General features: G+C 68.2%; 25 protein-coding genes. 13 read left to right on the forward strand and 12 right to left on the reverse strand.

What is annotated here, in order from left to right; translation table 11 throughout:
- Positions 1 to 19 precede the first annotated feature (19 nt).
- Positions 20 to 337 carry a hypothetical protein gene (locus DMH03_RS08955; protein WP_125791414.1) on the forward strand — a complete coding sequence of 106 codons (318 nt, stop codon included), beginning with the start codon at positions 20 to 22 and terminating at the stop codon, positions 335 to 337.
- Positions 337 to 846, forward strand: a complete 510-nt coding sequence (locus DMH03_RS08960) for a hypothetical protein (protein ID WP_125791415.1) — start codon at positions 337 to 339, stop codon at positions 844 to 846. The genes DMH03_RS08955 and DMH03_RS08960 overlap by 1 nt, the downstream gene beginning before the upstream one ends.
- On the opposite strand, the gene DMH03_RS08965 is transcribed toward DMH03_RS08960, so the two are convergent.
- The 8 genes from DMH03_RS08965 to DMH03_RS09000 form a co-directional block, all read right to left on the reverse strand.
- Positions 843 to 2189, reverse strand: a complete 1347-nt coding sequence (locus DMH03_RS08965; RefSeq protein WP_125791416.1) for a serine hydrolase — start codon at positions 2187 to 2189, stop codon at positions 843 to 845. The two genes, DMH03_RS08960 and DMH03_RS08965, sit on opposite strands and share 4 nt — an antisense overlap.
- 14 nt (positions 2190 to 2203) lie before the next feature.
- Positions 2204 to 2824 carry a response regulator transcription factor gene (locus DMH03_RS08970; protein ID WP_125791417.1) on the reverse strand — a complete coding sequence of 207 codons (621 nt, stop codon included), beginning with the start codon at positions 2822 to 2824 and terminating at the stop codon, positions 2204 to 2206.
- The gene (locus DMH03_RS08975; protein ID WP_125791418.1) at positions 2821 to 3981 is read right to left on the reverse strand and encodes a sensor histidine kinase; all 1161 of its coding nucleotides are present in this window, start codon (positions 3979 to 3981) and stop codon (positions 2821 to 2823) included. The genes DMH03_RS08970 and DMH03_RS08975 overlap by 4 nt, the downstream gene beginning before the upstream one ends.
- Positions 3978 to 4790, reverse strand: coding sequence for an ABC transporter permease (locus DMH03_RS08980; protein WP_125791419.1), 813 nt, complete (start codon positions 4788 to 4790; stop codon positions 3978 to 3980). Before DMH03_RS08980 ends, DMH03_RS08975 begins: the two co-directional genes overlap by 4 nt.
- On the reverse strand, positions 4787 to 5626 hold the full coding sequence (locus tag DMH03_RS08985) for an ABC transporter ATP-binding protein (RefSeq protein ID WP_125791420.1): 840 nt from the start codon (positions 5624 to 5626) through the stop codon (positions 4787 to 4789). The genes DMH03_RS08980 and DMH03_RS08985 overlap by 4 nt, the downstream gene beginning before the upstream one ends.
- 84 nt (positions 5627 to 5710) lie before the next feature.
- A complete protein-coding gene (locus tag DMH03_RS08990) occupies positions 5711 to 6823 on the reverse strand; it encodes a nucleotidyl transferase AbiEii/AbiGii toxin family protein (protein ID WP_233611338.1) in 1113 nt (370 codons plus the stop codon).
- Positions 6714 to 7406 carry a type IV toxin-antitoxin system AbiEi family antitoxin domain-containing protein gene (locus DMH03_RS08995; protein WP_125791422.1) on the reverse strand — a complete coding sequence of 231 codons (693 nt, stop codon included), beginning with the start codon at positions 7404 to 7406 and terminating at the stop codon, positions 6714 to 6716. Before DMH03_RS08995 ends, DMH03_RS08990 begins: the two co-directional genes overlap by 110 nt.
- Positions 7407 to 7454: 48 nt before the next feature.
- On the reverse strand, positions 7455 to 8051 hold the full coding sequence (locus DMH03_RS09000; protein ID WP_125791423.1) for a TetR/AcrR family transcriptional regulator: 597 nt from the start codon (positions 8049 to 8051) through the stop codon (positions 7455 to 7457).
- A 249-nt stretch (positions 8052 to 8300) separates the two neighbouring features.
- On the opposite strand from DMH03_RS09000, the gene DMH03_RS09005 reads away from it, so the two are divergent.
- The 3 genes from DMH03_RS09005 to DMH03_RS09015 are packed head-to-tail and all read left to right on the forward strand — an operon-like array spanning position 8301 to position 12142.
- The gene (locus DMH03_RS09005) at positions 8301 to 9800 is read left to right on the forward strand and encodes an MFS transporter (RefSeq protein ID WP_125791424.1); all 1500 of its coding nucleotides are present in this window, start codon (positions 8301 to 8303) and stop codon (positions 9798 to 9800) included.
- 36 nt (positions 9801 to 9836) lie between these two features.
- A complete protein-coding gene (locus DMH03_RS09010) occupies positions 9837 to 11528 on the forward strand; it encodes an SDR family oxidoreductase (protein ID WP_125791619.1) in 1692 nt (563 codons plus the stop codon).
- A 23-nt stretch (positions 11529 to 11551) separates the two neighbouring features.
- Positions 11552 to 12142: a TetR/AcrR family transcriptional regulator gene (locus DMH03_RS09015; protein WP_125791425.1), complete on the forward strand. Its 591-nt coding sequence runs from the start codon at positions 11552 to 11554 to the stop codon at positions 12140 to 12142.
- A 52-nt stretch (positions 12143 to 12194) separates the two neighbouring features.
- On the opposite strand, the gene DMH03_RS09020 is transcribed toward DMH03_RS09015, so the two are convergent.
- Entirely contained in the window at positions 12195 to 13346 is a 1152-nt protein-coding gene (locus DMH03_RS09020) for a citrate synthase 2 (RefSeq protein ID WP_125791426.1), read from the reverse strand.
- 291 nt (positions 13347 to 13637) lie between these two features.
- Between DMH03_RS09020 and DMH03_RS09025 the strand changes: the two genes are divergently transcribed.
- The 7 genes from DMH03_RS09025 to DMH03_RS09055 are packed head-to-tail and all read left to right on the forward strand — an operon-like array spanning position 13638 to position 19210.
- Positions 13638 to 13940: an urease subunit gamma gene (locus DMH03_RS09025; RefSeq protein WP_125791427.1), complete on the forward strand. Its 303-nt coding sequence runs from the start codon at positions 13638 to 13640 to the stop codon at positions 13938 to 13940.
- 11 nt (positions 13941 to 13951) lie between these two features.
- A complete protein-coding gene (locus tag DMH03_RS09030) occupies positions 13952 to 14245 on the forward strand; it encodes an urease subunit beta (RefSeq protein WP_125791428.1) in 294 nt (97 codons plus the stop codon).
- Positions 14245 to 15966 (forward strand): urease subunit alpha, encoded by a 1722-nt coding sequence (locus DMH03_RS09035; protein ID WP_125791429.1) that lies wholly within the window; start codon positions 14245 to 14247, stop codon positions 15964 to 15966. The genes DMH03_RS09030 and DMH03_RS09035 overlap by 1 nt, the downstream gene beginning before the upstream one ends.
- On the forward strand, positions 15966 to 16640 hold the full coding sequence (locus DMH03_RS09040) for an urease accessory protein UreF (protein WP_125791430.1): 675 nt from the start codon (positions 15966 to 15968) through the stop codon (positions 16638 to 16640). Before DMH03_RS09035 ends, DMH03_RS09040 begins: the two co-directional genes overlap by 1 nt.
- Positions 16630 to 17337 carry an urease accessory protein UreG gene (gene ureG / locus DMH03_RS09045; protein ID WP_125791431.1) on the forward strand — a complete coding sequence of 236 codons (708 nt, stop codon included), beginning with the start codon at positions 16630 to 16632 and terminating at the stop codon, positions 17335 to 17337. Before DMH03_RS09040 ends, ureG begins: the two co-directional genes overlap by 11 nt.
- Positions 17334 to 18032 carry an urease accessory protein UreD gene (locus DMH03_RS09050; RefSeq protein WP_125791432.1) on the forward strand — a complete coding sequence of 233 codons (699 nt, stop codon included), beginning with the start codon at positions 17334 to 17336 and terminating at the stop codon, positions 18030 to 18032. Before ureG ends, DMH03_RS09050 begins: the two co-directional genes overlap by 4 nt.
- A 38-nt stretch (positions 18033 to 18070) precedes the next feature.
- The gene (locus DMH03_RS09055) at positions 18071 to 19210 is read left to right on the forward strand and encodes a hypothetical protein (RefSeq protein ID WP_125791433.1); all 1140 of its coding nucleotides are present in this window, start codon (positions 18071 to 18073) and stop codon (positions 19208 to 19210) included.
- A 447-nt stretch (positions 19211 to 19657) separates the two neighbouring features.
- Here DMH03_RS09055 and DMH03_RS09060 read toward each other — a convergent pair whose 3' ends face one another.
- Positions 19658 to 20749, reverse strand: coding sequence for a lipase family protein (locus tag DMH03_RS09060; RefSeq protein WP_125791434.1), 1092 nt, complete (start codon positions 20747 to 20749; stop codon positions 19658 to 19660).
- Positions 20750 to 20840: 91 nt separating this feature from the next.
- On the opposite strand from DMH03_RS09060, the gene DMH03_RS09065 reads away from it, so the two are divergent.
- Positions 20841 to 21461 carry a TetR/AcrR family transcriptional regulator gene (locus tag DMH03_RS09065; protein ID WP_125791435.1) on the forward strand — a complete coding sequence of 207 codons (621 nt, stop codon included), beginning with the start codon at positions 20841 to 20843 and terminating at the stop codon, positions 21459 to 21461.
- A gap of 67 nt (positions 21462 to 21528) precedes the next feature.
- Here the strand turns inward: DMH03_RS09065 and DMH03_RS09070 are convergent, their stop codons facing one another.
- Together DMH03_RS09070 and DMH03_RS09075 are read right to left on the reverse strand one after the other, a co-directional pair.
- A complete protein-coding gene (locus DMH03_RS09070; RefSeq protein ID WP_125791436.1) occupies positions 21529 to 22122 on the reverse strand; it encodes an ATP/GTP-binding protein in 594 nt (197 codons plus the stop codon).
- Positions 22100 to 22480, reverse strand: coding sequence for a DUF742 domain-containing protein (locus DMH03_RS09075; RefSeq protein ID WP_125789372.1), 381 nt, complete (start codon positions 22478 to 22480; stop codon positions 22100 to 22102). The genes DMH03_RS09070 and DMH03_RS09075 overlap by 23 nt, the downstream gene beginning before the upstream one ends.
- Positions 22481 to 22487 lie beyond the last annotated feature (7 nt).

The raw sequence follows: 22487 nt of genomic DNA on the forward strand, positions 1-22487 counted from the left end.
CCGGGTAGCTTCTCGCCTCATGGCGACAGTGCACGAACGATTCCCGGTGCCCCCCGAGGCGTTGTGGCAGGCCCTTCCCCACGGGGTCGACGCGGTCAAGGGGCAGGCCCCGTATTACGACGCGGCAGCGGGCTACGTCACCTTCTCGACCAAGCTCGGCTGGCTCAGCTACGGCCAGACGGTCACGGTGAAGGTCGAGCGGACGACGGAGGGATCGGGGCTGGCGATCCAGACGAGCCTCAAGTTCGGCTTCGTCGACTGGGGTGAGGGCAAGCGCATCGCCCGCAACTTCATCGCGGCCGTCGGCGTCGCGGTCGGGCACACCCCGGCCGCCTGATGCCGGACCCGTGGAGACCGAGGTGGGGTTTCCTGTTCCTGTACTTCCTCGTCTTCGGCATCCACGCGGTCTTCGCCGAGTGGGATGAGACGGCGGCCATCGGCGCACCGCTCGGTTTCGTGGCGGCGCTCGTGCTGGTGTTCGTTCCCGGCCTGCCGCGCTGGGTGCACGGCGACGAGCCGGGGGAGATCTCTTCGCCGAAGACCCGCCAGTGGTGGACGGCGCTGCGGTTCACGATCCGGCGCCGTGAAGGTGTCCTCGACGTCGTGTTCGGCCCCTGGGCGCTGGCCACCGCCACGCTCGATCCGGACGCCGGGACCGCGCGCGGGTGGGCCGTTCTCGACGGCCGCCCGGCGAAGTTCGTCATCGAGGACTGCGCGGACGAACTCGCCGGCTCGCTGCGCGGTCCGCGCCGGATGTGGGTCGTCGGCGACCCCGACCACCGCGATGTTCTGGTGTGCGCCGACGGCGGCCGCGAGTTCACGACCGCCGCCTTCCGCTTCCGTTAACGCCAGCCGTCGGGGTCGACGCCGCCGGGGATGGGCGCGGCCGGGTCGAACGGCGTCCGCGAGAAGATGAACGTCGCGAGGTCGAGATGGTTCGGTTTCCCCGCCGAGTCCCGGCCGACCCGCAGCGTTTCGCCCGCGTAGTAGGCGTCGAGGCCGACCCAGGTGTCTTCGCCGACCGGCGCGAACCGCGACGCGCGGCCGGGACCGTCGGTCGGCGCGAGGGAGAACAGGCCGCCGGGGAGCAGGCGCAAGTGGTACGGCGTCGGGCCCCAGTGCCACAGCCCGGTCAGCTCCAGCAGCTTCGGGTCCACAGTGGACGGTTGCCATTCCGCGGGCATGGACGGCTCGTGCTGTTCGGTCAGGTTCATCAGGTCGAGGCACAGCTGCGTGATGCCGACGCCCGCCGTCGAGTTCGTCAGCACCAGCGCGCCGATACCCGCGTTCGCGTCGACCAGCGAGCAGGCGAGGAAGCCCGGCATCGACCCGGTGTGCCCGGCCAGCCGCCTGCCTTCCGTGCGGACCAGCATGACACCGAGGCCGAATCCGGTGGTCCAGGCGTCGCCGTCGTCCACGGTGACCATTTCGCGCATCTCCGCGACGGTCTGCTCGCTGAGCACGCCGCCGGTGTTGCCGCCGAGGAACGCCGTCCAGCGGGCGAGGTCGGTGATCGTCGACCACAGCTGCCCGGCAGGCGCCATCGCTCCCGCGTCCGGCGACGGTTCCGGCATGAGGAGGTCGGCGAAGGGATGCACGGCGAACCCGTTCGCGTGTGCGCCTTCGGGATGCGGCGAGGTCCGGGTCATGCCGAGCGGGCCGAGGATCTCGGCGCGGACGACGTCGAGCCACGACTGCCCACGGTGCCGGGCGACCAGCTCGCCGAGCACGCCGTAACCGACGTTGCTGTAGTGGAACTTGCTGCCCGGCCGCAGCCGGGTCGCGCCGTCCTTGAGGCTCTCGACGAGCGCGTCCCAGTCGGCGCCGACCGTGCGCTCCCACCAGGAACCGGGCGATTCCGCGGTCAGGCCCGAGGTGTGGGAGAGCAGCTGCGCGATGGTGGCCGAGCCGAACGCGGTGCCGGGAAGGTGCTGTTCGAGCGGGTCGTTGAGATCGAGCTTGCCTTCGTCGCGCAGCCGCATGACGGCCGTCGCGACGAGGGTCTTGGTGATCGAGCCGAGGCGGTACTGCGTGTCGTCACCGGGTGTCTCGCCGTCGACGCGTCCGCGCCCTCCGGACCAGGCGATTTCGCCGTCGCGGACGACTGCGGCGACGATGGACGGGGCGCGGCACGAGGATTGCTCGTGCGCGAGGCGGCGTAGCAGCGCCAATTCGGTCGAGGCAAGCATGAGACGCATTCTGCCTACCCGAGCAGGCCCAGTCGCATAGCGGTGGTCACAGCGGCCGTGCGGTCCGAAACGTCCAGTTTGCCGAACGTCCGGAGCAGGTGGGTCTTGACCGTCGCTTCGCTGATGTGAAGCGTCCGCCCGATGTCGGCGTTCGTGTTCCCCCGCGCCACCAGCCGGAGCACCTCGATCTCGCGTGCCGACAACGGCGACGCCGTCGGGTTGCGCACCCGGTTCACCAGTTTCCCGGCGACCGAAGGCGCCAAGACCGTCTCGCCGCGTGACGCCGCACGGATCGCGCCGGCCAGCTCCGCGCGCGAAGCGTCCTTCAGCAGGTACCCGGAGGCTCCCGCTTCGACCGCGCGCAGGATGTCCGCGTCCGTCTCGTAGGTGGTGAGCACGACGACTCGCTGATCCGGCCGGTCGGCGAGGATCTTCCGCGTCGCGCCGACGCCGTCGAGACCGGGCATCCGCAGATCCATCAGGATCACGTCCGGCTGCTTGATCCGGCTCAGGGCGACGGCCTCGTCGCCGGAGCCCGCTTCCCCGATGACGCTCAGGTCCGGCTCGGCCTCCAGCATGCCGCGCAGGCCTTCCCGCACCACGGGGTGATCGTCGACCAGCATGATCGTGATCACGCGGGCACCTCCAGTTCCAGCGTCGTCCCCGCACCGGGTTCGCTCGCATACGTCACGATGCCACCGACCTGCCCCGCCCGGGCCCGCATCCCCGCCAGGCCGAAGCCGCCGGTGGGCTCGGCGGGATCGAATCCGGCGCCGTCGTCGGTCACGCGGAGCCGGACTCGTCCGTCCACAACGGACAGGCGGAGCGAAACCACGGCGGCCCGCGAATGTTTGCGGATGTTGCTCAGTGCCTCCTGTGCCCCTCGCAGCAGGACGACCTCGGTGGCCATCGGGAGCGCGGGCAGCGGGCCGCCGACCTCGATCGACGCCTCGATCCCGGTTTCCTCCGTCAGCCGTTCGACCAGCCTGCGCAAGGATTCCTCCAGTGAAGCGGCGGCGAGCGCCGACGGCATCTGCGCCGCCACCATCGCCCGCGCCTCGGCCAGGTTCTCCCGCGCCGTCCGCGCCGCGAGATCCAGGTGACGGCGGGCCGCCTTCGGATCGGTGTCCATTTCGGACTCGATCGCCTGGGTGAGCGTGACGATACTGGTGAAGCCCTGCGCGAGCGTGTCATGGATCTCGCGGGCCATGCGCTCGCGTTCGGCGGCCATGCCCGCCTCGCGGGAGAGGCGCGAAACCTCCGCCTGACTGGCTTCCAGCTGGTCGATCAGCGCGGCCCGGCCTTTGCTCTGCGCGATGATCTGCGTGATGTAGCGGCCTGCCAGGAGGTTGAAGATGATCAGGATCGCCGTCATCGGCGCCAGGATGCGCAGCGCGGGCTGGTCGAGGCCGCCCTGGACGATCGAAGACAACGGCTCCAGCAGCACCGCGATCGTGGTGAGGATCGACGCCGTCTTCGTCGGCAACGTCATGTAGAGCACGGGGCAGGCGAAGAACAGGATGAAACTCGAAGTGGCGGTGGCGAACGTGGCGGCCGTCACCAGGACCATCAGGACCCCGGCGAACAACCAGGGGATCTCCTCGTGGTCCGGGCCTTTGATGAGGCCGCGTCCCCGGACCAGGTAGGTGACACCGACACCGATCATGCACAGGATCGCGACCGTCTTGTCGGCGGTGTTGTCGTCCCCGACGAGGACCAGCGCCGTCGTCGCGACGAAGGTGATCCCGAAGAGGACCTCCCAGAGCCAGAAGAGGCGCTCCCAGGCGTTCACTTGCCTTCGTTCGACCAACGGAACGTCAGCTTCGCCAGCAGCAGCCCCGCGACGCACCACGCCGTCAGCACCAAGGCCACCATCGGAAGTTCCCATGTCCCCGCCATCTCCTGTGCCGCCGCTTCGGCCGGCAGGAACACCGAGCGGAAGCCCTGGCAGATCCACTTCACCGGGAAGAACGAAGCGATGTCGACCATAACCTTCGGCAGGTTGGTGATCGGCGTGACGAACACCCCGGAGATGAACTGCAGCGAGATGTAGATCAGGTTGGTCACCGCGACCGCGCCGCTGACCGTCTTGGTCACCGAACTGAGCGCGATGCCAAGGAGCGTGCAGCTGGTGATGCCGAGCACGAAGACCCACAGCGCGGTCAGCAGCTTCGCCGGGTCGGCCGGCAGCTCCAGATCGAACAGCAGGCTGCCGACGATCGACATCAGCACCACCTGGGCGATGCTCGTGAAGCCGACCAGGATGATCTTGCCGATGAAGTAGGAAGCGGCGGGCATCGGCGTGCCCCGCAGCCGTTTCAGCGCGCCGAGCTCACGGTCGGACGCGAGGTTGATCCCGATGCTGTTGAACGACGTCGAGACGATGCCGGAGCCGATCATGCCCGCGGCCAGCACCTGCCCGGTGGTGATCGCCATACCGGGCATCGACGAGTTCAGCATCGAGCCGAGCAGGATCATCAGCAGGGACGGAAAGGCGAAGGTGAAGATCACCTGTTCCCGGATGCGGAAGAACTGCTTGAGTTCCGCGGCGCCCCGGACGAGGCCGAGCGAGAAGGTGCCCGGGAGGGTCAGCGTGCTCATCGGGCTTCTCCGATCAGGTCGAGGTAGGTCTCTTCGAGGGTGGGCCGGTGGACGGTCAGCTCCGACGGCTCGCGGCCGTCGGCGGAGAGCTCGCGGATCAGCTTGGCCGGGAAATGGGTGCGCTCCTGATGGCCGCCCCGCTCGTCCGTCCAGCGGACGGTGGCCTCCGCGGTGGAGCGGCCGCCGAGCGTCTGCGGCGTCCCCTCGGCGACGATCTGCCCGCGCGTGATGACAGCGACGCGATCGGCCAGCGCCTCGGCCTCGTCGAGATAGTGGGTGGTGAGCAGGATCGTGGTGCCTTCGTGGGCGAGACTCCTGATCAGCTCCCAGAACTGGCGTCGTGCAGCCGGATCGAACCCGGTCGTCGGCTCGTCGAGGAACACCAGCTCGGGCCGCCCGATGATCCCGAGCGCGACGTCCACACGCCGCCGTTGCCCGCCCGAAAGGCTCTTGACGCGGGCACCCGCCTTCTCGGTCAAGCCGACTTTCTCGATCACTTCTTCGGTGTCACGGGGATCGGGGTAGTAGCGGGCGAAGTGCCGGACGGTCTCGGCGACGGTGAGCTCGGCGGCGTCGTTGGCCGTCTGCAACACGATCCCCAGCCTCGCCCGCCAAGCCCGGCCCGCCGTGCCGGGATCCTCACCGAGCACGTCGACGTCACCCGACGTCCGCCTGCGGTGGCCCTCCAGGATCTCGACCGTCGTCGTCTTGCCCGCGCCGTTGGGGCCGAGCAGGGCGAACACCTCACCCTGGTCGATGTCGAGGTCGATCCCCCCGACTGCCGTGTGGCCCGGGTACTCCTTGCGCAGGCCACGCACTCTCACTGCCGTTTTCATACGTCGATCGTGCTGTGCGGGGCGGGGTCTGCGGGACGTCCGCAGGACTGAACCCGGTTGTCAACCGAACGATGGACACCGATGTCATCTCCAGGTTCGTTCCTCGGGGCGCCACCGTCCTGCCGGATGCGTCGCCCGCAGAAGCGGAGTGACGAAGGCGTCCGCGAGGTCGTGCACACCTTCGAGCGTCCGGAATTCGGAAGGCAGCCCGCGGACACCTTGGGCGGCCTTGTGATAGCCACCCTTCCAGGAATACGGATCGGGGGTCTCGAATCCGGCGGGCGGATGCACCACCATCCCACGGCTTCGGCGGCGAGCGATTTCGTCGTGCAGGATTTCGTGCGTCTCCTTGCCCGGTATGGAGGACTTCAACGCGAACAGGGCGAGGTCGACGAGATCCTTGTAGCGGCTGGACGGGTGGCCGCCGACCTGATGACGCTCGTACATCGCGCAGATCTTTTCCGCGACATGGTCTTCGATCGGGAACATCCGCGCTTCCGGCCAGGGGGCGCAATCACTGGCGAACGGAGGTTCCAGCGGCTCGGTGGTAATGGGTCCGCGCGGCAGGTGCCCGGAGGTGACGACGTCCACGCGGACCCGATGATTGAGAGGCGCGTTCTCGTACATCGCCATGAACGACACCTTGCGGGTAGGGCGCTCGACATGGGTTTGAGCCGAGGTTCCGAGGTGGGAGAACCAGATGCCATCGGCGAGGCGTAGCGCGGCCGCCGTCTTGAGCGCGTCGACCGCGGCGTCGGTCGTGTCCTCCATGGAGAGCAGATCGATGTCGGTGGAGTAGCGCGCGGAAGGCCACCGGACAAGGAGGGCTTGCCCGCCCTTCAGTACCCAGTTCGAGGCGTCGTCGCCGTGGAAGACCCGGGCGATCAGACGACGATGAAAATGCAGTTGCAGCAGCTCGCCGGTGGAGATACCGGTCGTTTTGGCGCTGTCCCTGGCTCTGTTCTTCTGAGAGTCGAGATAACCACGCGGAGTTTTCGGGCGTTGAGAGGGCATCTCGCCATGGTCATGTGCTGGGACGAACTCAATGGAGAAGGTGCTTCGCCCTTGATTCGCCCTTCCGCAAGCCCTAATACCGCGGCGGAGTCGGACGGTGGGCGAGTTGCGTGATCGAGGTGCCGATCCCGGCAAGTAGCTGTTCGAGCAATGCTTCGCCGTCTCCAGGACGGCGGACGCCATAACGCAAGGCATAGGGTCCGATGTGCTCTGCCAGTACGTCCAAGCGAAGGAGATTCGCCTCTACCGCCTCCTGGATGATCGTGGCGATATGACTGCTGTCGATGCGCTGCGCCAACAGATCGCGGACGGTGCGGAGCGCGGTGGTGACCGGAAGCCCGTCGATCGTCGTCACGTCGTCTTCGAGCAGGCCGGCGACCCTGAAGCACACATCGGGATCTCGGCTGGTGCGGCGGCGTGGCGTGGTCAGGACTATCCGGTCGTCGACGAGTTCGCCGAGCCTGTGCAGCCGCGCGGCCGACTCGTGGGAGATCACCCCTCCGTCCGGATCGAGAGGGGTCCGCTTCCACGCGGGTTCGGCCGCGTTGAGCATCAGCCAGGCAGCCTGCTCCTCCCGCACTTCGGTCGCTGCGGCGATCGTGGCCGCGTAGACGCCGTGACGGACACGGTCGAGGTGGCCGGCTTTCTCCAAGCGATGCAGTGTGACGCCATCGACGCCGGCACCCTTGGCTTGCCGGGATGTGACCATGCCCCACTGGGCGCTGGTGAACGCACTGAGTAGCCGTAGTGCGTCACTCGTGTTCATGCAGCGAAGTTTACTTCATCAAGCAGCGTTAGTTACGTACGAATGTAACTAACGCTGCTCAGGTGGACCCAGGAGCGTGCGGACGGAGGTTTCCAGGGAGGGCAGGAGGGCGGCCGGATCGGCGGAGGTGAGCATCCGGTTCGCGAAGCCGTCCGAGAGGGCGAGCACGGCGTCTGCCAGGTCGCTCGCCGCGAGGTCGTCCCGGACGTGGCCCGCCGACTGGGCTTTCGAGATGTACTCCGTCGTGATCTCGGCGAGTTCGTCGTAGCCGGTGCGGATGAATTCTGCCCATGACGGCCGGACGGCGGCGCGGGCGGTGAAGGCGTTGATGACGATCACCTCCGCGCGGCGCTGTTCGTCGAGCGGCATCGCCTCGGCGAGCAGGCGCAGCAGCAGATCCAGCAGGTTCCCGGACTGATCGAGGGTCTGCCAGCGCTGCTCCAGGAACTCGCTGGTCATGTCGAGGGCGAAGCGGAACAGATCTTCCTTGGTGGAGAAGTACTTCTGCACCGCACCCGCGGACACCCCGGCTTCGACGGCGACCGAGCGCACGCTCACGGCCTCGACGCCTTCGCGTGCGACGATGCGCAGGAGGGCGCTGGCGATCTCGCGGCGGCGTTCGGCGCGGTCGACGATCTTCGGCACGGACGCATTCTCCTCTCCTTGGGGGCGGGTGGACCGTGACTGTGTGGATTTCGGGACATCTGACGTCCCGAAATCCACACAGTCACGGTCCCCCGAGGCGGCAGCCAGCCGGTCGCGAGGGGGTGTGTGGAAATAGGGACGTTGAGTGTCCCTATTTCCACACACCCCCTACTCTGCGTCACCTTTCGTGCCACCTTGCCCACTCGGCCCTCTTTAGAATACATTCGTATCCGAAAAGGGGGTACTGGGGTGGACGAAGTCGCACACAAGCGGCGGGCGGAGGAGAACCAGCTCGCCGCCGCGCTGACCAAAGGGCCGGCGGAAGTCCTCGATTTCCTTCTGCCGTTGTGGGTGGGGAGCCAGCTCGGCGCGTCGGCCGCCGAGGTCGGGGCGCTGACCGCGTTGGAGACGCTGGTGTCGTTCGTGGTCCGGCCGATCGCGGGCTCGCTCGCGGATCGGTTCGACCGTGGCCGGGTCGCGGCCGTCGGCGCCGTCCTCTATGGACTGTCCTTTGTGGTCTACGCGGTGACACCGGGAGTCGGGGTCGCTTATCTGGCCGCGGTTCTCGGTGGCGCGGGCGGGGCGCTGTTCTGGGTCGCGTTGCGGGCCCGGGTGGGGGAGGGGCTCGCGAGGGACGACGGCGCGTTCAGCAAGCTGTTCGCGGCCGAGGGTGGCGGTACGTGGATCGCGTTCGTGGTCGCGCTGACCGCGATCGCCTGGATCGACTACCGGGGTGTGTTCTGGCTCGGTGCGGCGGCCTGGGCGGCGGCCGCGGTGGTCTTGCTGAACGCGCCGTCCGCGCCGGTGCGCGAAGCGGGCGCGCCACGGCTTTTCCAGCTGGGTAAGAGGATGCGCCCGATGCTGGCGCTCGTCGCGTTGACCGCGATGGCCGAGGCCGGGGTCGCCCTGTTGCTCCTGATGCATCTGCAACGCGGGCATCAGCTACAGCTTGGCGAGATCGCCGCGGTGTTCATCCCCGGCTTCATCGTCTACAGCCTGCTGCCGGACTACCTGCACGGCTTCGTCCGCAAGGTCGGCCGGACGCGGGTACTCGCCTTGGCGATGGTGGCGAGCGCGGTCTTCGCCGCCGGCTTGTCCTTCGCGCCGAGTCCGGCGGTGCTCGCGGTCATGTGGGTCCTGTCGGCGGCGGCGTTCGCGGCGGCCATCCCGGTGGAGCAGGCGGTGGTCGCCGAGGCGGCCGGGCTCAGCCTCGGCCGGGCGATGGGAATCTACGAGAGTGCGACGCTACTGGGAGCGACGATCGGGACCTTCGTGGCGGGCCAGCTCTACGGTTCGGACGCCGGATGGCGCGTCGCCTGCTTCGGCGCGGCGGCGCTCCTGCTCTTCGGATCTTTCGTGGTTCGTGGCGCCGTACGGCGTGTCGGAGTTGCGGAGTTTCCCGTGGAACCACGAAAAACGGTGTCACAAAAGGAAAAGCCGGTCACCCGCACGGTCGTGGAGAGTCCGCAAGCGGCCGAATCGGTGACGGAGGAGGCGAACAAGCGCTCGAACCCGCTCCGCAACTGGGCGGTCCATGTCGCGGTCTACGTCGTCGCGCAGACGGCGCTGGCGTTCGCCGGATACAGCTGGCCCGTAGAAGCGCTATTCGGCGGCCCTCACGCGGCCGACTGGTTCTGGAACTCCAGTGGTCACTGGCTGCTGAACATCGGCCGGATCTGGACCTTCGTCCTGGTGGTCGACACCGTGTGGACGGTCGGCCGCGCGTTGCTGAAGAAGCAGCCTTATTGACATGTTGTCTAACATGACACTATGTCTCATACGTGGGTGACGGCCAGCGACGGTGTCCGCCTCTCGGTCCGGGTGACCGGTGTCGACGACGCGCCCACGGTGGTGCTCGTCCACGGTTACCCGGACAACGGCTCCATGTGGGACGGCGTCGCCGGCCTGCTCGAGCGCCGCTACCGGGTCGTCGTCTACGACGTCCGTGGCGCCGGCCGCTCGGACAAGCCTTCGGGACGAGCGTCCTACAAGCTGGACCAGCTGTCCGATGACCTCGCTTCGGTCATCGACGAGGTCCAGCCCGAGGGCAAGGTCCATCTGCTCGCGCACGACTGGGGCTCCATCCAGACCTGGCATTCGGTCACCGGCGAGAAGCTGCGCGGACGGCTCGCGTCGTTCACGTCGATCTCCGGGCCGAGCCTCGATCACGCGGGAGCGTGGTTCCGCGCGCAGCTGCGCCCGAGCCCGAAGCGGCTCAAGAACGCGCTCGCGCAAGGAGTGCATTCGACGTACATCCTCGGTTTCCAGCTCCCGTTGATCCCGCAGCTGCTGTGGCGCACCGGCGCGATGGGGGCGCTCATCGGCCGGATGGATCCGGCGGCCGCGGCGCCGTCCACTTCGGACGGCCTGTACGGGCTCAACCTCTACCGCGCCAACATGTTCACCCGCCTCTCCCGGCCGCGGCCGCGTAACGCCGAGATCCCGGTGCAGGTGCTCGCGCCCACCGGCGACAAATTCGTCACCACGCCGTTGCAGACCGAGATCGAGCGCTGGGCACCGGACCTGCGGGTGCGCCGGATCGTCGGCACGCACTGGGTGGTCCGCGAGAAGCCACAGGTGATCGCCGACGCCACCGCCGAGCTGATCGATCACGCCGAAGGCGGCGAGGAGAGCCGCGCGCTCAAACAGGCCAGGACGAAGGGTTTCGCGCACAAGCTCGTCGTGGTCACCGGTGCCGGCAGCGGGATCGGCCGCGCGACGGCGCTCGCGTTCGCGGACAAGGGCGCCGACCTGGTCATCACCGACATCAACGGCTCTGCTGCGGCGGACACCGCGAAACTCCTGCGGGACAAGGGTGTCACCGTCGGCGAGTACACAGTGGACTCTTCCGACGCGGAGGCGGTCGAGAAGTTCGCCCAGCAGGTCAAGGAGGAGTTCGGGGTTCCGGACATCGTCGTGAACAACGCGGGGATCGGGCTGTCCGGGCCGTTCCTCGACACGACGGTCAAGGACTGGGAACGCCTCATCGAGGTGAACCTGTGGGGCGTCATCCACGGCTGCCGCGTCTTCGCCGAGCAGATGCGCGAGCGGGCCGAAGGCGGTCAGATCGTCAACGTCGCCTCGGCCGCCGCCTACCTGCCGTCGAAGATCCTTTCCGCCTACGCCACCACGAAATCCGCCGTGCTGACGTTGAGCGTGTGCCTGCGGGCGGAACTCGCCGCCGAGAACATCGGCGTCACCGCGATCTGTCCCGGCATCGTGAACACCAACATCACCAGCACCACCAGGTTCGTCGGCGTCGACGACGTCGAGCAGAAGCGGCGCCAGAAGTCGAGCAGCAAGCTGTACGCGAAACGCGGTTTCGGCCCGGAGAAGGTCGCGCGGGACATCCTGCGCGCCGTCGAGAAGGATAAGGCGATCCAGCCGTCGACGCCGGAGGCCAAGGCCGCGCTCGTGCTCTCCCGGCTCACCCCCGGACTGCTGCGGGCCGCGGCGAAACTGGACGTCACCCCGTGACCTCTGCCAGACGTCCTCGCCGGATGTCGGCGGAAGCACGCCGCGAGGACCTGATCCGCGCCGCACTGGACCTGTTCGGTTCGCGCGCGCCCGAACTCGTCACGGTCGACGACATCATCGCCCGCGCCGAGGTTTCGCGGCCGCTGTTCTACCGGTACTTCTCGAGCCTGCGGGAACTGCAGGTCGAGGCGCTGAAAACGGTCACCGTAGGGCTCATCGACGGCCTTGCCGGACTAGAGGAAGGCCCGCCTGAAACGCGGCTGCGGGCCGCCGTCCGCGGGCTGATCGACGTCGCCGACCACTACCGCGCGGGCTACGTCGCCTTGCTGCGCAGCGGTTCGGTGATCGCGACCTCGGAGACGGACGCGGCGATCGACGAGGTCCGCAACCGTGCCGTCGAGCTCATCCTCGACGCGCTGGGAGTGTCGGAGCCCTCGCCTATGCTCCTGCTGACCTTGCGCTGCTGGACCGCGGTGGTGGAGGGCTCGCTGCTGAGCTGGCTGCAGGAGCGGGCCGTGCCGCGCGAGGTGCTCGACGGCTGGCTGGTCGATCAGCTGACGGCCATGCTGTCGGCGACGGCGCGGCACGATTCTTCGGTCCCTCAGATGCTATGAACGGTCCGTTCCTTGCAAATTTTGCAAGGAACGGACCGTTCATAGCGCGCTACTAGGACTGCTTCGCGACCAGGTCCCAGCCTTCGACGTCTTCCGGCTTACGCGGCTCGGGGCCGACGTACTTCGCCGACGGGCGCACGAGGCGGCCGGTCTTCTTCTGCTCCAGGATGTGCGCGGCCCAGCCGGCGGTGCGCGCGGAGCTGAACATCGCGGGCATCATATGCGGCGGAACCTGGGCGAAGTCCAGGATCACGGCCGCCCAGAACTCGACGTTGGTCTCGATCGGGTGATCCGGACGCCGCTCGCGCAGCTCCTTCAGCGCCACCTGCTCCAGCTCCGCGGCCGCCTCGTAGCGCGACGCGCCGAGCTCCTTGCAGGTGCGGCGCAGCACGCGTGCCCGCGGGTCCTCCGCGCGGTACACGCGGTGCCCGAAGCCCATCATGCGTTCCTTGCGGTCCAGGATGCCCTTGACCAGGCCGACCGCGTCGCCGGTCTTCTCGACCTCTTCGATCATCGGCAGCACCCGCGCCGGCGCGCCGCCGTGCAGCGGGCCGGACATGGCGCCGATCGCGCCCGACAGTGCCGCGGCGACGTCGGCGCCGGTCGAGGCGATGACGCGCGCGGTGAAGGTCGAGGCGTTGAGGCCGTGCTCGGCGGCGGACACCCAGTAGGCGTCGATGGCCTTGACGTGGGCCGGGTCGGGCTCGCCGCGCCAGCGGACCATGAAGCGCTCGGTGATCGACTTCGCCTCGTCGACCCGGGTCTGCGGGACGGCGGGCTGCCCGATGCCGCGCGCGGACTGGGCGACGTACGAAAGCGCCATCACCGAGGCACGGGCCAGCTGGTCGCGCGCCTCGTCGTCGGTGATGTCGAGCAGCGGCCGGTATCCCCAGATCGGGGCGAGCATGGCCAGCGCGGCCTGGACGTCGACCCGGACGTCGCCGGTGTGCACCGGCAGCGGGAACGGCTCGGCGGGCGGTAGCCCGTGGCCGAACCGGCCGTCGACGAGAAGTCCCCAGACGTCACCGAAGGTCACCTTGCCGGCGAGATCCTCGATGTCGACACCGCGATAGCGCAGCGCGCCACCGTCACGGTCGGGCTCGGCGATTTCGGTCTTGAAGGCGACCACGCCCTCGAGACCCGGTCGGAAACCGTCGTCGACCTTCTCCGACGGCTGATTGGTGCTGATCGTGGAGGCACTCACTGTGGTGAAACCTTTCGATGCGCATTCCCCGGCTTTGTGTTCACGCGTGGACGGGATACACGCAGCGTAGGCGCGCCTCATCGCACGGATGGACAAACTTTGCTCCACGTCGGGGCCTGGGGCAATCGAAAGATGTGGTGCTTTCGGTCACGATTACGAGAACGATTCAGTGAAAACGCGCCTCGTACGCGAAGAGTTACGGTGCCGTTCACTTTGCGTGTACCGGCCGCCGAGGTAAATCCTGTGTTTCGAGAACCGGCGGCGACCGGTTTCCGGTGATAGACCTTTCCCATGCACCTGAGCCCCCAGGAGCGGGACAAACTGCTCATCCACGTCGCGGCGGACGTAGCACGCAAACGCCTGGAACGCGGGGTTTCGCTGAACTACCCCGAGGCGGTCGCGCTGATCACCGACCACGTGCTCGAAGGCGCTCGCGACGGCCGGACGGTGAGTGAACTCGTCGCGAGCGGGCGTTCGGTGCTCTCGCGGGCGCAGGTGCTGGACGGAGTGCCGGAAATGGTCGATTCCGTCCAGGTCGAAGCCACTTTCCCGGATGGAACGAAGCTCGTCACCGTGCACGACCCGATCGTTTAGAAGGGGGACGGGTGCGACCAGGAGAGATCATCACCGGGGACGGACCGGTCGAGGTGAACCCGGGCAGGCCACGGGTCCGGCTGCTCGTGCGGAACCTCGGCGACCGGCCCGTCCAGGTCGGTTCGCACTACCATTTCGCGGCGGTCAATCCGGGGCTCGAATTCGATCGCGAAGCCGCGCGAGGACATCGGCTCGACGTGCCCGCGGGAACGTCCGTGCGGTTCGAACCGGGTGTCGAACGCGAAGTCGACCTCGTCCCGCTGGCCGGGAACCGCGTGGTGCCCGGATTGCGCGAGGAGTCCTGATGCCGTCGATCGATCGCGAGCGGTACGCCGAACTGTTCGGCCCGACGACCGGGGACAGGATCCGTCTCGCGGACACCGACCTGCTGATCGAAGTCACCGAAGACCGCAGCATGGGCCCGTCCGGCAGTGGCGACGAGGTGTTGTTCGGCGGCGGCAAGGTGATCCGCGAATCCATGGGACAGGGCATGGCGACCCGGGCCGAAGGCGCGCCCGACCTGGTCATCACCGGCGCGGTGATCCTGGACCACTGGGGGATCGTCAAGGCCGACGTCGGCGTCCGCGACGGCCGGATCGTCGGCATCGGCAAGGCGGGCAATCCGGACACGATGGACGGCGTCGATCCGGCGCTGGTCGTCGGACCGTCGACGGAAGTACTGTCGGGCAACGGGAAGATCCTCACCGCGGGCGGGATCGACTGCCACGTCCATTTCATCTGCCCGCAGCTCACCGAGACCGCGCTGGCGTCCGGGCTCACCACCCTCGTCGGCGGCGGCACCGGCCCGGTCGAAGGCAGCAAGGCCACCACCGTCACGCCCGGCGCGTGGAACCTCGGCCGGATGCTGCAGGCGATGGACGGCCAGCCGGTCAACGTCCTGTTGCTGGGCAAGGGGAACACCGTCCGGCACGAGGCCCTGCGCGAACAGCTCGCCGCCGGCGCGGGCGGGTTCAAACTCCACGAGGACTGGGGCAGCACCCCGGCCGCGATCGACGCCTGTCTCACCGTCGCCGACGAATCCGGTGTCCAGGTGGCGATCCACACCGACACCCTGAACGAAGCGGGCTTCCTGGAGTCCACAGTGGACGCCATTCGAGGCCGCTCGATCAACGCGTACCACACCGAAGGCGCGGGCGGCGGGCACGCGCCGGACATCATCCAGGTCGCCGGACTGCCCAACATCCTGCCGTCGTCGACGAATCCGACGCGCCCGCACACCGCGAACACCCTCGACGAGCACCTCGACATGCTCGTCGTCTGCCACCACCTGAATCCGTCCGTGCCCGAAGACCTGGCGTTCGCCGAAAGCCGGATCCGGCCGACGACCATCGCGGCCGAGGACGTCCTGCACGACCTCGGCGCGATCTCCATGATGAGCTCGGATTCGCAGGCGATGGGCCGGATCGGCGAGGTGATCATCCGCACCTGGCAGACCGCGCACGTGATGAAACGGCGGCGCGGTACACTGCCCGGCGACGGCGCGGCCGACAATCTGCGGGCTCGTCGCTACGTCGCCAAATACACGATCAACCCCGCGATCGCGCACGGTATGGAGCGCGAGATCGGCTCGGTGGAGATCGGGAAACTCGCGGATCTCGTGCTGTGGGAGCCGAAGTTCTTCGGTGTCCGGCCGCATGTCGTGCTCAAGGGCGGTTTCCCGGCGTGGGCGGCGATGGGCGACGCCAACGCGTCCATCCCGACGCCGCAGCCCGTGCTGGCGCGGCCGATGTTCGGCGCGGCCCCGGTGGTGGCGGCCGCGAGCAGTTTCCATTTCGTGGCGCCGGAAGCCCTGGAAAGCGGGGTGGCGGAGCGCTTCGGCATCACGCGGAAGCTCGTGCCGATCTCGAACACCCGCTCCCGCGGCAAGGCCGACATGGTGCTGAACGACGCGACACCGGACATCCGGGTCGAGCCGGACAGTTTCGCCGTGCACGTCGACGGCGAGCTGATCGAGCCCCAGCCGGTGACGGAACTGCCCATGGCGCAAAGGTATTTTTTGTTTTGATGGATCTGGCCGCGCTCATCCTCGCCGACTCCCGGTTCCCCGGGGGCGGCCATGTCCATTCCGGCGGGCTCGAAGAGGCTGTCACCCGGAAGCTGATCACGCACGAACGCGACCTGCCGGGCTTCCTCTCCGGACGGTTGCGCACGGCGGGTTCGCTCGCCGCGGTGTTCGCCGCCGCGTCGGCGCCGGCGGCGGCGCGGAATGTCCAGAGTGGACACTGGCGACGGCTCGACCACGAACTGGACGCCAGGACGCCGTCGCTCGCGCAGCGGGAAGCGTCCCGCGCGCAAGGACGCGGGACGGCGAGGGCGGGCAAGGCGGCGTGGCCGTCGCCGGTGCTTTCCCAACTGTTGAGGGAAACCCCGCGACCGCATCATCCGGTGGTGGCCGGCGCGCTGATCGGGGTGCCCTTCGACGCGGCGATGGCGGTGGCGTACCTCGCGATCAGCGGACCCGCGAGCGCGGCCGTGCGGCTGCTCGGGCTGGATCCGTTCGCCGTCAACGCCGTCGTGGCCCGTCTCGCGAAGGAAGTCCGGGACGTCTCCCTGCGCGCGGCCGAGGTCGCGGGCGACGATCCGGCCGATCTCCCGGCGCCGGGTTCTCCGGCGCTCGATCTGTTCGCCGAGGCACACGCCCGGCATCACCAGGAAGAGGTGCGTCTCTTTGCCAGTTGAGCATGGTCACGGACACGGTCACGTGCATCCCGTCAACTTCGACCCGACCGCGGCGGAACCCGACCATTACGAGCAGGCGCCGACCGCGGGCCGCGCGTACCGGATCGGGATCGGCGGGCCGGTGGGCAGCGGGAAGACCGCGCTCACCGCGGCGCTGTGCCGGGCGCTCGGCGACGAGGTGAACCTCGCTGTCGTCACCAACGACATCTACACCACCGAAGACGCCGACTTCCTGCGCAAGGCCGGGGTGCTCGACCCGGAGCGGATCGAGGCCGTGCAGACCGGCGCGTGCCCGCACACCGCGATCCGCGACGACATCACCGCGAACCTCGACGCCGTCGAGCGGCTGGAGGAGCGATTCCCCGGGCTGGACCTGGTGATCATCGAAAGCGGTGGCGACAACCTCACCGCGGTGTTCAGCCGGGGGCTCGCCGACAGCCAGGTCTTCGTGGTCGACGTCGCCGGCGGCGACAAGGTGCCGCGCAAGGGCGGGCCGGGCGTGACGACCGCGGATCTGCTGGTGATCAACAAGATCGACATCGCGCATCTGGTCGGCGCGGACATGGACGTGATGACGTCGGACGCGCACCGGATGCGGGGCGAGTTGCCGGTGATCACGCAGTCCCTTGTGGACACTCCGAACGCGCCGGCGGTGGCGGACTGGGTTCGTTCGCTGCTCCCGGTCCGCACGGGGTGAAGGCGCATGCGCGGCTGACCGCCTGTTTCGAGGGCGGCCGGACCGTACTGCGTGAGCTGCGCTCGATGGCGCCGCTCACGCTGCTCCCCAAACGGGGCACCGGTGTGACGGCGATCGTGCACTTGGTCAACTCGGCGACCTCGCCGTTGGGCGGCGACGGGCTGAAGCTGACCATTCATGTCGGCCCCGGTGCTTCGCTGCGGCTATCGGGAGTTGCGGCGACCATCGCGCTTCCGGGGTTACACGGGGAAGGAAGTTCGTCCCTTGTGGACGTTGTCGTGGAGGACGGCGGGTCTTTGGAGTACCTGCCGGAGCCGACCGTGGTGACCGCTCGTGCGCGCCATATCGCCGAGTTCCGAGCTGCTTTGGCATCGGACGCTTTCTTGCACACGCGGGAGGTTCTGGTGCTCGGCCGGGCTGGTGAGCGTCCGGGTTCTTTGGTGACCACGCAGCACGTGACGCGAGGCGAAGTGCCGGTGCTGCGGCAGACGTTGGAGATCGGGGATTCCACTTTGGACTCCAGCCTCGCGCATCTAGCCGGACGGCGGGTGCTGGCGACCGATCTGGTCGTCGGCGGCCCGGAGCTGCCCGAGGCATCCGGCGAGTGGTGGTCCCGCACGTCTCTGGCCGCCGGTGGGATACTCACGACGTCGCTGGCTCACGATGCCGTGACCGCGCTCAAGGGGGAGCCATGAAACCACTGAGTCTTTCGTTGCCCGGCCAGCCTTGGAGAATGGCCGCACCTTCGGCGGTGGGGCCGTTGTACGTGCTGTGCACCCAGGGGAAGGAGCTGACGAGTCGGCGGACGTTGCTGGCGATCGACCTGGCGGGGAAGGTGCTTTGGCGACGCGAACTCGAGGGCGATCCGAAGGGGCACTGGTCCCAGAAGAGCTATACGAAGCATTTGCGTGTCTCCGAGTCGGGCACCGTCTTCCTGATCGACGGTGACGTTCTCCTCGGATTCGACGAGTCCGGCGGAACCCAGGCGGAGATCCGGCTGGATCATGACCCGGACGAGGCTCCAGGCTCGTTCGCCCTGGTACGGGGAGGGTTCTGCACCACTTGGACGACCTTGCCGGGGCGTCACCGCGATGTCCGTGTCGATGTGCGCGACGGTTCCGGCGCGTGCACGTGGTCGACCCGGATCCCGACCGAACCACTGGGCTTCGCGTCCTCCGAACCTACGATGCCCCACGAGTTCTCGCCGTCGTACTGGGATCCGTTGCTCGTTTCCGACGACCGGATTCTCGCCGCGTTCGACGACTTGGGCAGAGGGCTGTCGCTGTCCTACCTGCTCGACCGGGACTCCGGCCGCCTCGTGGCGACCACGCCGGTTTCGGGCGGCATGCACAAGGCGATCGCCGGGCCGAGCGAATTCCTGGCCGGGGATCGGGGTTTCGGCCTGCTCGGGACGGCGCGCTATGACGCGTCAGGGGCCGAGGTGGTCCGCTGGGACAGCGAAGGCCCGTTTCTCGTCGGCCCGGACGGCGTCATCCGGTGTGCCGAGAGCGGGAATCCGGAGAGGCATCGAAGGTTCAGGAAGCTCAACGCAGACGGTTCGACGGAGGACGGCCCGGTGCTCTCCAGGCGGCATTTCGGGAGTCCGGCGCTCGACAGCGCAGGGACGGCGGTCTTCACCCAGGACGGGGCGTTGCGAGCGATCGACGCGGAGCTGCATGAGCGTGTGCTGTGCGAGATCCCGGAAGAACGTGATCTGTACGGCCGGGTTCTCCTGCTGGAGGACGGGCTGGTCGCGTTCACCGTCGGGCATGAACTCTTCCTGGCCGCAACCGATCTCGGTCCCGTGCCGTCCAGCGGCTGGGTCTGCGGTGACGGCAACCTGCGTGCCAATCCCGTCCTCGAAAAGCCGTGAAGGCCTCCTTCCCTGCCTGGCGAGAGGTGGGGCGGCAGGAGCGGTCCTAAGAGCCCTGGCTGCCTCTTGATTGTCCATAAGGGACTCTTGCAGAGAAGTCAGCGCACGATTTGGGCGATTTGCGCGGATTGGCGGCTGGGTCGTGAGTGATAATGAGGGTTAGAACGACACTTATCACTCACGACCCCTTCGAGAACCGTGCATACGGGTATAAAAAGGACTCTTGATTGTCGGAAGGTGTCCCTTGTGGACAATTGGCTGCTGCCGTCGGTGAGTCCGGAACCAGCCGCGAAAGCCCACCTGCCCTCTTCGGTGAGTCCGCGATGCCCGCCCCGATGCCGAACAGCAGCTATCGGACCTTGCCGGGACGCTGACCCTGAAAGTCCGTGAGGGCCTCCTTTCCTACCCTGAAGGTAGTGAAGGAGGCCCTCACGGACCGGCTCCCCGTCAGAACTTGGTGCCCAGCCAGGTCATCGCGACGGGACCGCCGGTCGCGACGCCGCCGATGTGCTCCAGCAGCGGGAACTCCTGCCAGGTGACGTCGGCGCCGAGGGCGCGGTAACGGTCGCGCAGGCCCTGGCCGACCGAAAGCGGGATCAGTTCGTCCAGCGACGCGTGGTACAGGTAGACCGGCGCGCCCGGTTTGGTCTTGCCCGCGAGGTTCTCGCCGAGCCGGGCTTGCCAGCGCGGGTCCGCGGAAACGTTCGGCACGGTCGTGAAGTCGTTAAGCCGTGCGAAAGGCGCCGCCGCGCCGAGTTCGACGGTGCACGCTTCCTTGACCTTCGCGACCATCCTCTCGCCCTTCGCGTTGAGCACGTCGTTGAAGGGCAGTTCGGGGTACGCCGTCGAGTAGCCGACAGCGGCGCCGAGCACCAGGCCGAACGCCGGGCCGCCGTCGTTGAACTTCAGGACCGCGTTCAGATCCGCCGGGACACCGCCTTCCGCGACGCCGACCAGGTTGACGTCGGGCGCGTAGGACGGCTGGAGTTCACCGGCGAAGGCCGCGGCCTGACCTCCTTGTGAGTAACCGAAAACGCCGACCGGCCCGGTCTTGGACAGGCCCGCTTCGGGGACGTTCGAGGCGGCACGGGCGGCGTCGAGGACGGCCCGGCCTTCGGACTGGCCGACGGCGTAGGTGTGTGTGCCCGGGGTGCCGAGGCCTTCGTAGTCGGTCACGACGACCGCCCAGCCGCGCGAAAGCGCTTGGCTCATCAGGAGGACTTCGTTCTCGGACCCGTTCGTCAGCCGGGTCGACGGCGCGCAGCGGTCGCCGAGGCCATGGGTGCCGACGGCGTAGCTGACCAGCGGCCGCGCGCCCTTCGTCCACGGCGTGTGCGGGACCAGCAGGATGCCCGACACCGTGTTCGGCTGTCCCGTCGCCGAGGTGGAGCGGTAGTTGAGTTTCCAGGCCTTCGCCGGGGCGGTGGCGATGACCGGTTTGTAGTCGACCAGATCCCCGGGGGCGCTCGGCGCGGCTTGCGCGGCGGGCGCGCCTATCAGGGCGGCTGCGAGGGCTGAGACCAGAACTGTCCGAAGCACCGTTGCCTCCAGTTTGGTAATTGAGATTTTCGCAATGTAGGCGGAGTTGCTAGCATCTGGCAATCCCTGTTACCGAATCGGGGGAGGTCGAGTGGCCCGCACCTACGGCGGGGTCGCGCCCGAGCAACGGCGCGCCGAACGGCGTGAACGCCTGCTCGTGGCGGCCCTGGACCTGTTCACGTCGACGGGCTACCAGCAGGCGAAGATCACCGAGTTGTGCACCCGCGCCGGAGTCTCGACGCGGAACTTCTACGAGGAGTTCGAGAGCAAGGAGAAGGTGCTGCTGACCCTGCACGAGCGCATCAACTCGCTCGCGCTGGAGCACGTCACCGGCATCCTGGAACGGCTGGAGGACGCGGACGCGGTCACCCGGATCGGGACACTGCTGGACGTCTTCGTCAGCTCGGTGACGTCGGATCCCCGGATGCCGCGGCTGAACTACGTCGAGGCCGTCGGCGTCAGCGCCGCCTTGGAGGCGCAGCACCAGGAATGGGTCGACCGGTGGGCCGCGTTCATCGAAGCCGAGGCCCGGCACGCCGCCGAGCACGGGGTGGCGCCGGACCGCGATTACCACCTGACGGCGATCGCGCTCGTCGGCGCGGCGACCGGGCTGCTGCGCGAGTGGCAGGCGCACACCCCGCCGCTGCCGGTCGCCGACGTCGCCGCCGAACTCCGGGCCCTGATGCTCGCCGCGATCACCCGGCCTGCCTGACCCCGCATTTAGTCCTCTGAATGCGGTCCTTGCACACGCAAGTACCGCATTCAGAGGACTAAATGCGTCAGGAAGCGGCGGAGGCTCGCCGGAAGGTGTTGTGCAGTACGGCAAGCAGCGCGTCACGGACCGAAAGCCGTTGCCGCGCGTCGAAGGTGATCAGCGGGACGTCTTCGCCCACCGCGAGTGCCCAGCGCACGTCCTCGAGGTCGTGCTTGAGGGAGCCGTCGAAGACGTTCACCCCGACCACGAACGGCAGCCCGGCCTTCTCGAAGTAGTCGACCGCCGGATAGCAGTCGTCGAGACGGCGGGTGTCGACGATGACGAGTGCGCCCAGCGCCCCCAGCACGAGGTCGTGCCACATGAACCCGAACCGGTCCTGCCCCGGCGTGCCGAAGAGGTACAGCTTCACCTCTTCGTCGATGGTGATGCAGCCGAAGTCCAGCGCCACCGTGGTGGTGGTCTTCGACGGCACGTTCCCGCCGGTGCCGTCGACGGCCGCGCCGGTCGAGGTCATGGCGGCCTCGGTGGTCAGCGGTTTGATCTCGGAGATCGCGCCGACGGTGGTCGTCTTGCCGACGCCGAACCCGCCGGCGATGACGATCTTGACCGGTGTCGGCGGTTTGGCCGTCACCGGTTCAGCGAATGGATTCGAGTCCACGAATGACCCTTTCGATCATGCCGAGGTCCTGGGTGAAGGCTCCGGCAGGGCGACGGAGCACGACGTAGCCGAGCGCGGCGAGATCCGCCACGAGGACACGGGCCACGCCGATGTGCAGGCCGAGCATCGCCGCCACTTCGGCGACGGATTTCGTTTCCCGGCAAAGGGAAACGATCTCCCGTCGTTCGAAGGTCAGCCTCGCGTGCGAAGCCGCGCCGAGCCTGCTCGTGAGCACTTGAGCCTCGATTTCGAGCGTGCCGTCCACCGGCTGCGCGCGGCCGGCCGTGAGCAGATACGGGCGTAGCGGCGAGATGCCCTGTTCGGCGCCTCGCGGCTGAGGTACCTGGTCGTCGCTCATTCCCTTG

It is taken from the genome of Amycolatopsis sp. WAC 01376, from assembly GCF_003947415.1.
GTDB lineage: Bacteria > Actinomycetota > Actinomycetes > Mycobacteriales > Pseudonocardiaceae > Amycolatopsis.

Bases quoted from the DNA above. Each gene is read 5' to 3' on its own strand.
- DMH03_RS09055 (WP_125791433.1), top strand. From the start codon at position 18,071: ATGGCCGCACCTTCGGCGGTGGGGCCGTTGTACGTGCTGTGCACCCAG.
- DMH03_RS08960 (WP_125791415.1), top strand. From the start codon at position 337: ATGCCGGACCCGTGGAGACCGAGGTGGGGTTTCCTGTTCCTGTACTTC.
- DMH03_RS09040 (WP_125791430.1), top strand. From the start codon at position 15,966: ATGGATCTGGCCGCGCTCATCCTCGCCGACTCCCGGTTCCCCGGGGGC.
- DMH03_RS09075 (WP_125789372.1), bottom strand. From the start codon at position 22,480: ATGAGCGACGACCAGGTACCTCAGCCGCGAGGCGCCGAACAGGGCATC.
- DMH03_RS08990 (WP_233611338.1), bottom strand. From the start codon at position 6,823: ATGGCGTCCGCCGTCCTGGAGACGGCGAAGCATTGCTCGAACAGCTAC.
- DMH03_RS08995 (WP_125791422.1), bottom strand. From the start codon at position 7,406: ATGAACACGAGTGACGCACTACGGCTACTCAGTGCGTTCACCAGCGCC.
- DMH03_RS09025 (WP_125791427.1), top strand. From the start codon at position 13,638: ATGCACCTGAGCCCCCAGGAGCGGGACAAACTGCTCATCCACGTCGCG.
- DMH03_RS08980 (WP_125791419.1), bottom strand. From the start codon at position 4,790: ATGAGCACGCTGACCCTCCCGGGCACCTTCTCGCTCGGCCTCGTCCGG.
- DMH03_RS09015 (WP_125791425.1), top strand. From the start codon at position 11,552: ATGTCGGCGGAAGCACGCCGCGAGGACCTGATCCGCGCCGCACTGGAC.
- DMH03_RS08965 (WP_125791416.1), bottom strand. From the start codon at position 2,189: ATGCTTGCCTCGACCGAATTGGCGCTGCTACGCCGCCTCGCGCACGAG.
- DMH03_RS08955 (WP_125791414.1), top strand. From the start codon at position 20: ATGGCGACAGTGCACGAACGATTCCCGGTGCCCCCCGAGGCGTTGTGG.
- DMH03_RS08985 (WP_125791420.1), bottom strand. From the start codon at position 5,626: ATGAAAACGGCAGTGAGAGTGCGTGGCCTGCGCAAGGAGTACCCGGGC.
- DMH03_RS09035 (WP_125791429.1), top strand. From the start codon at position 14,245: ATGCCGTCGATCGATCGCGAGCGGTACGCCGAACTGTTCGGCCCGACG.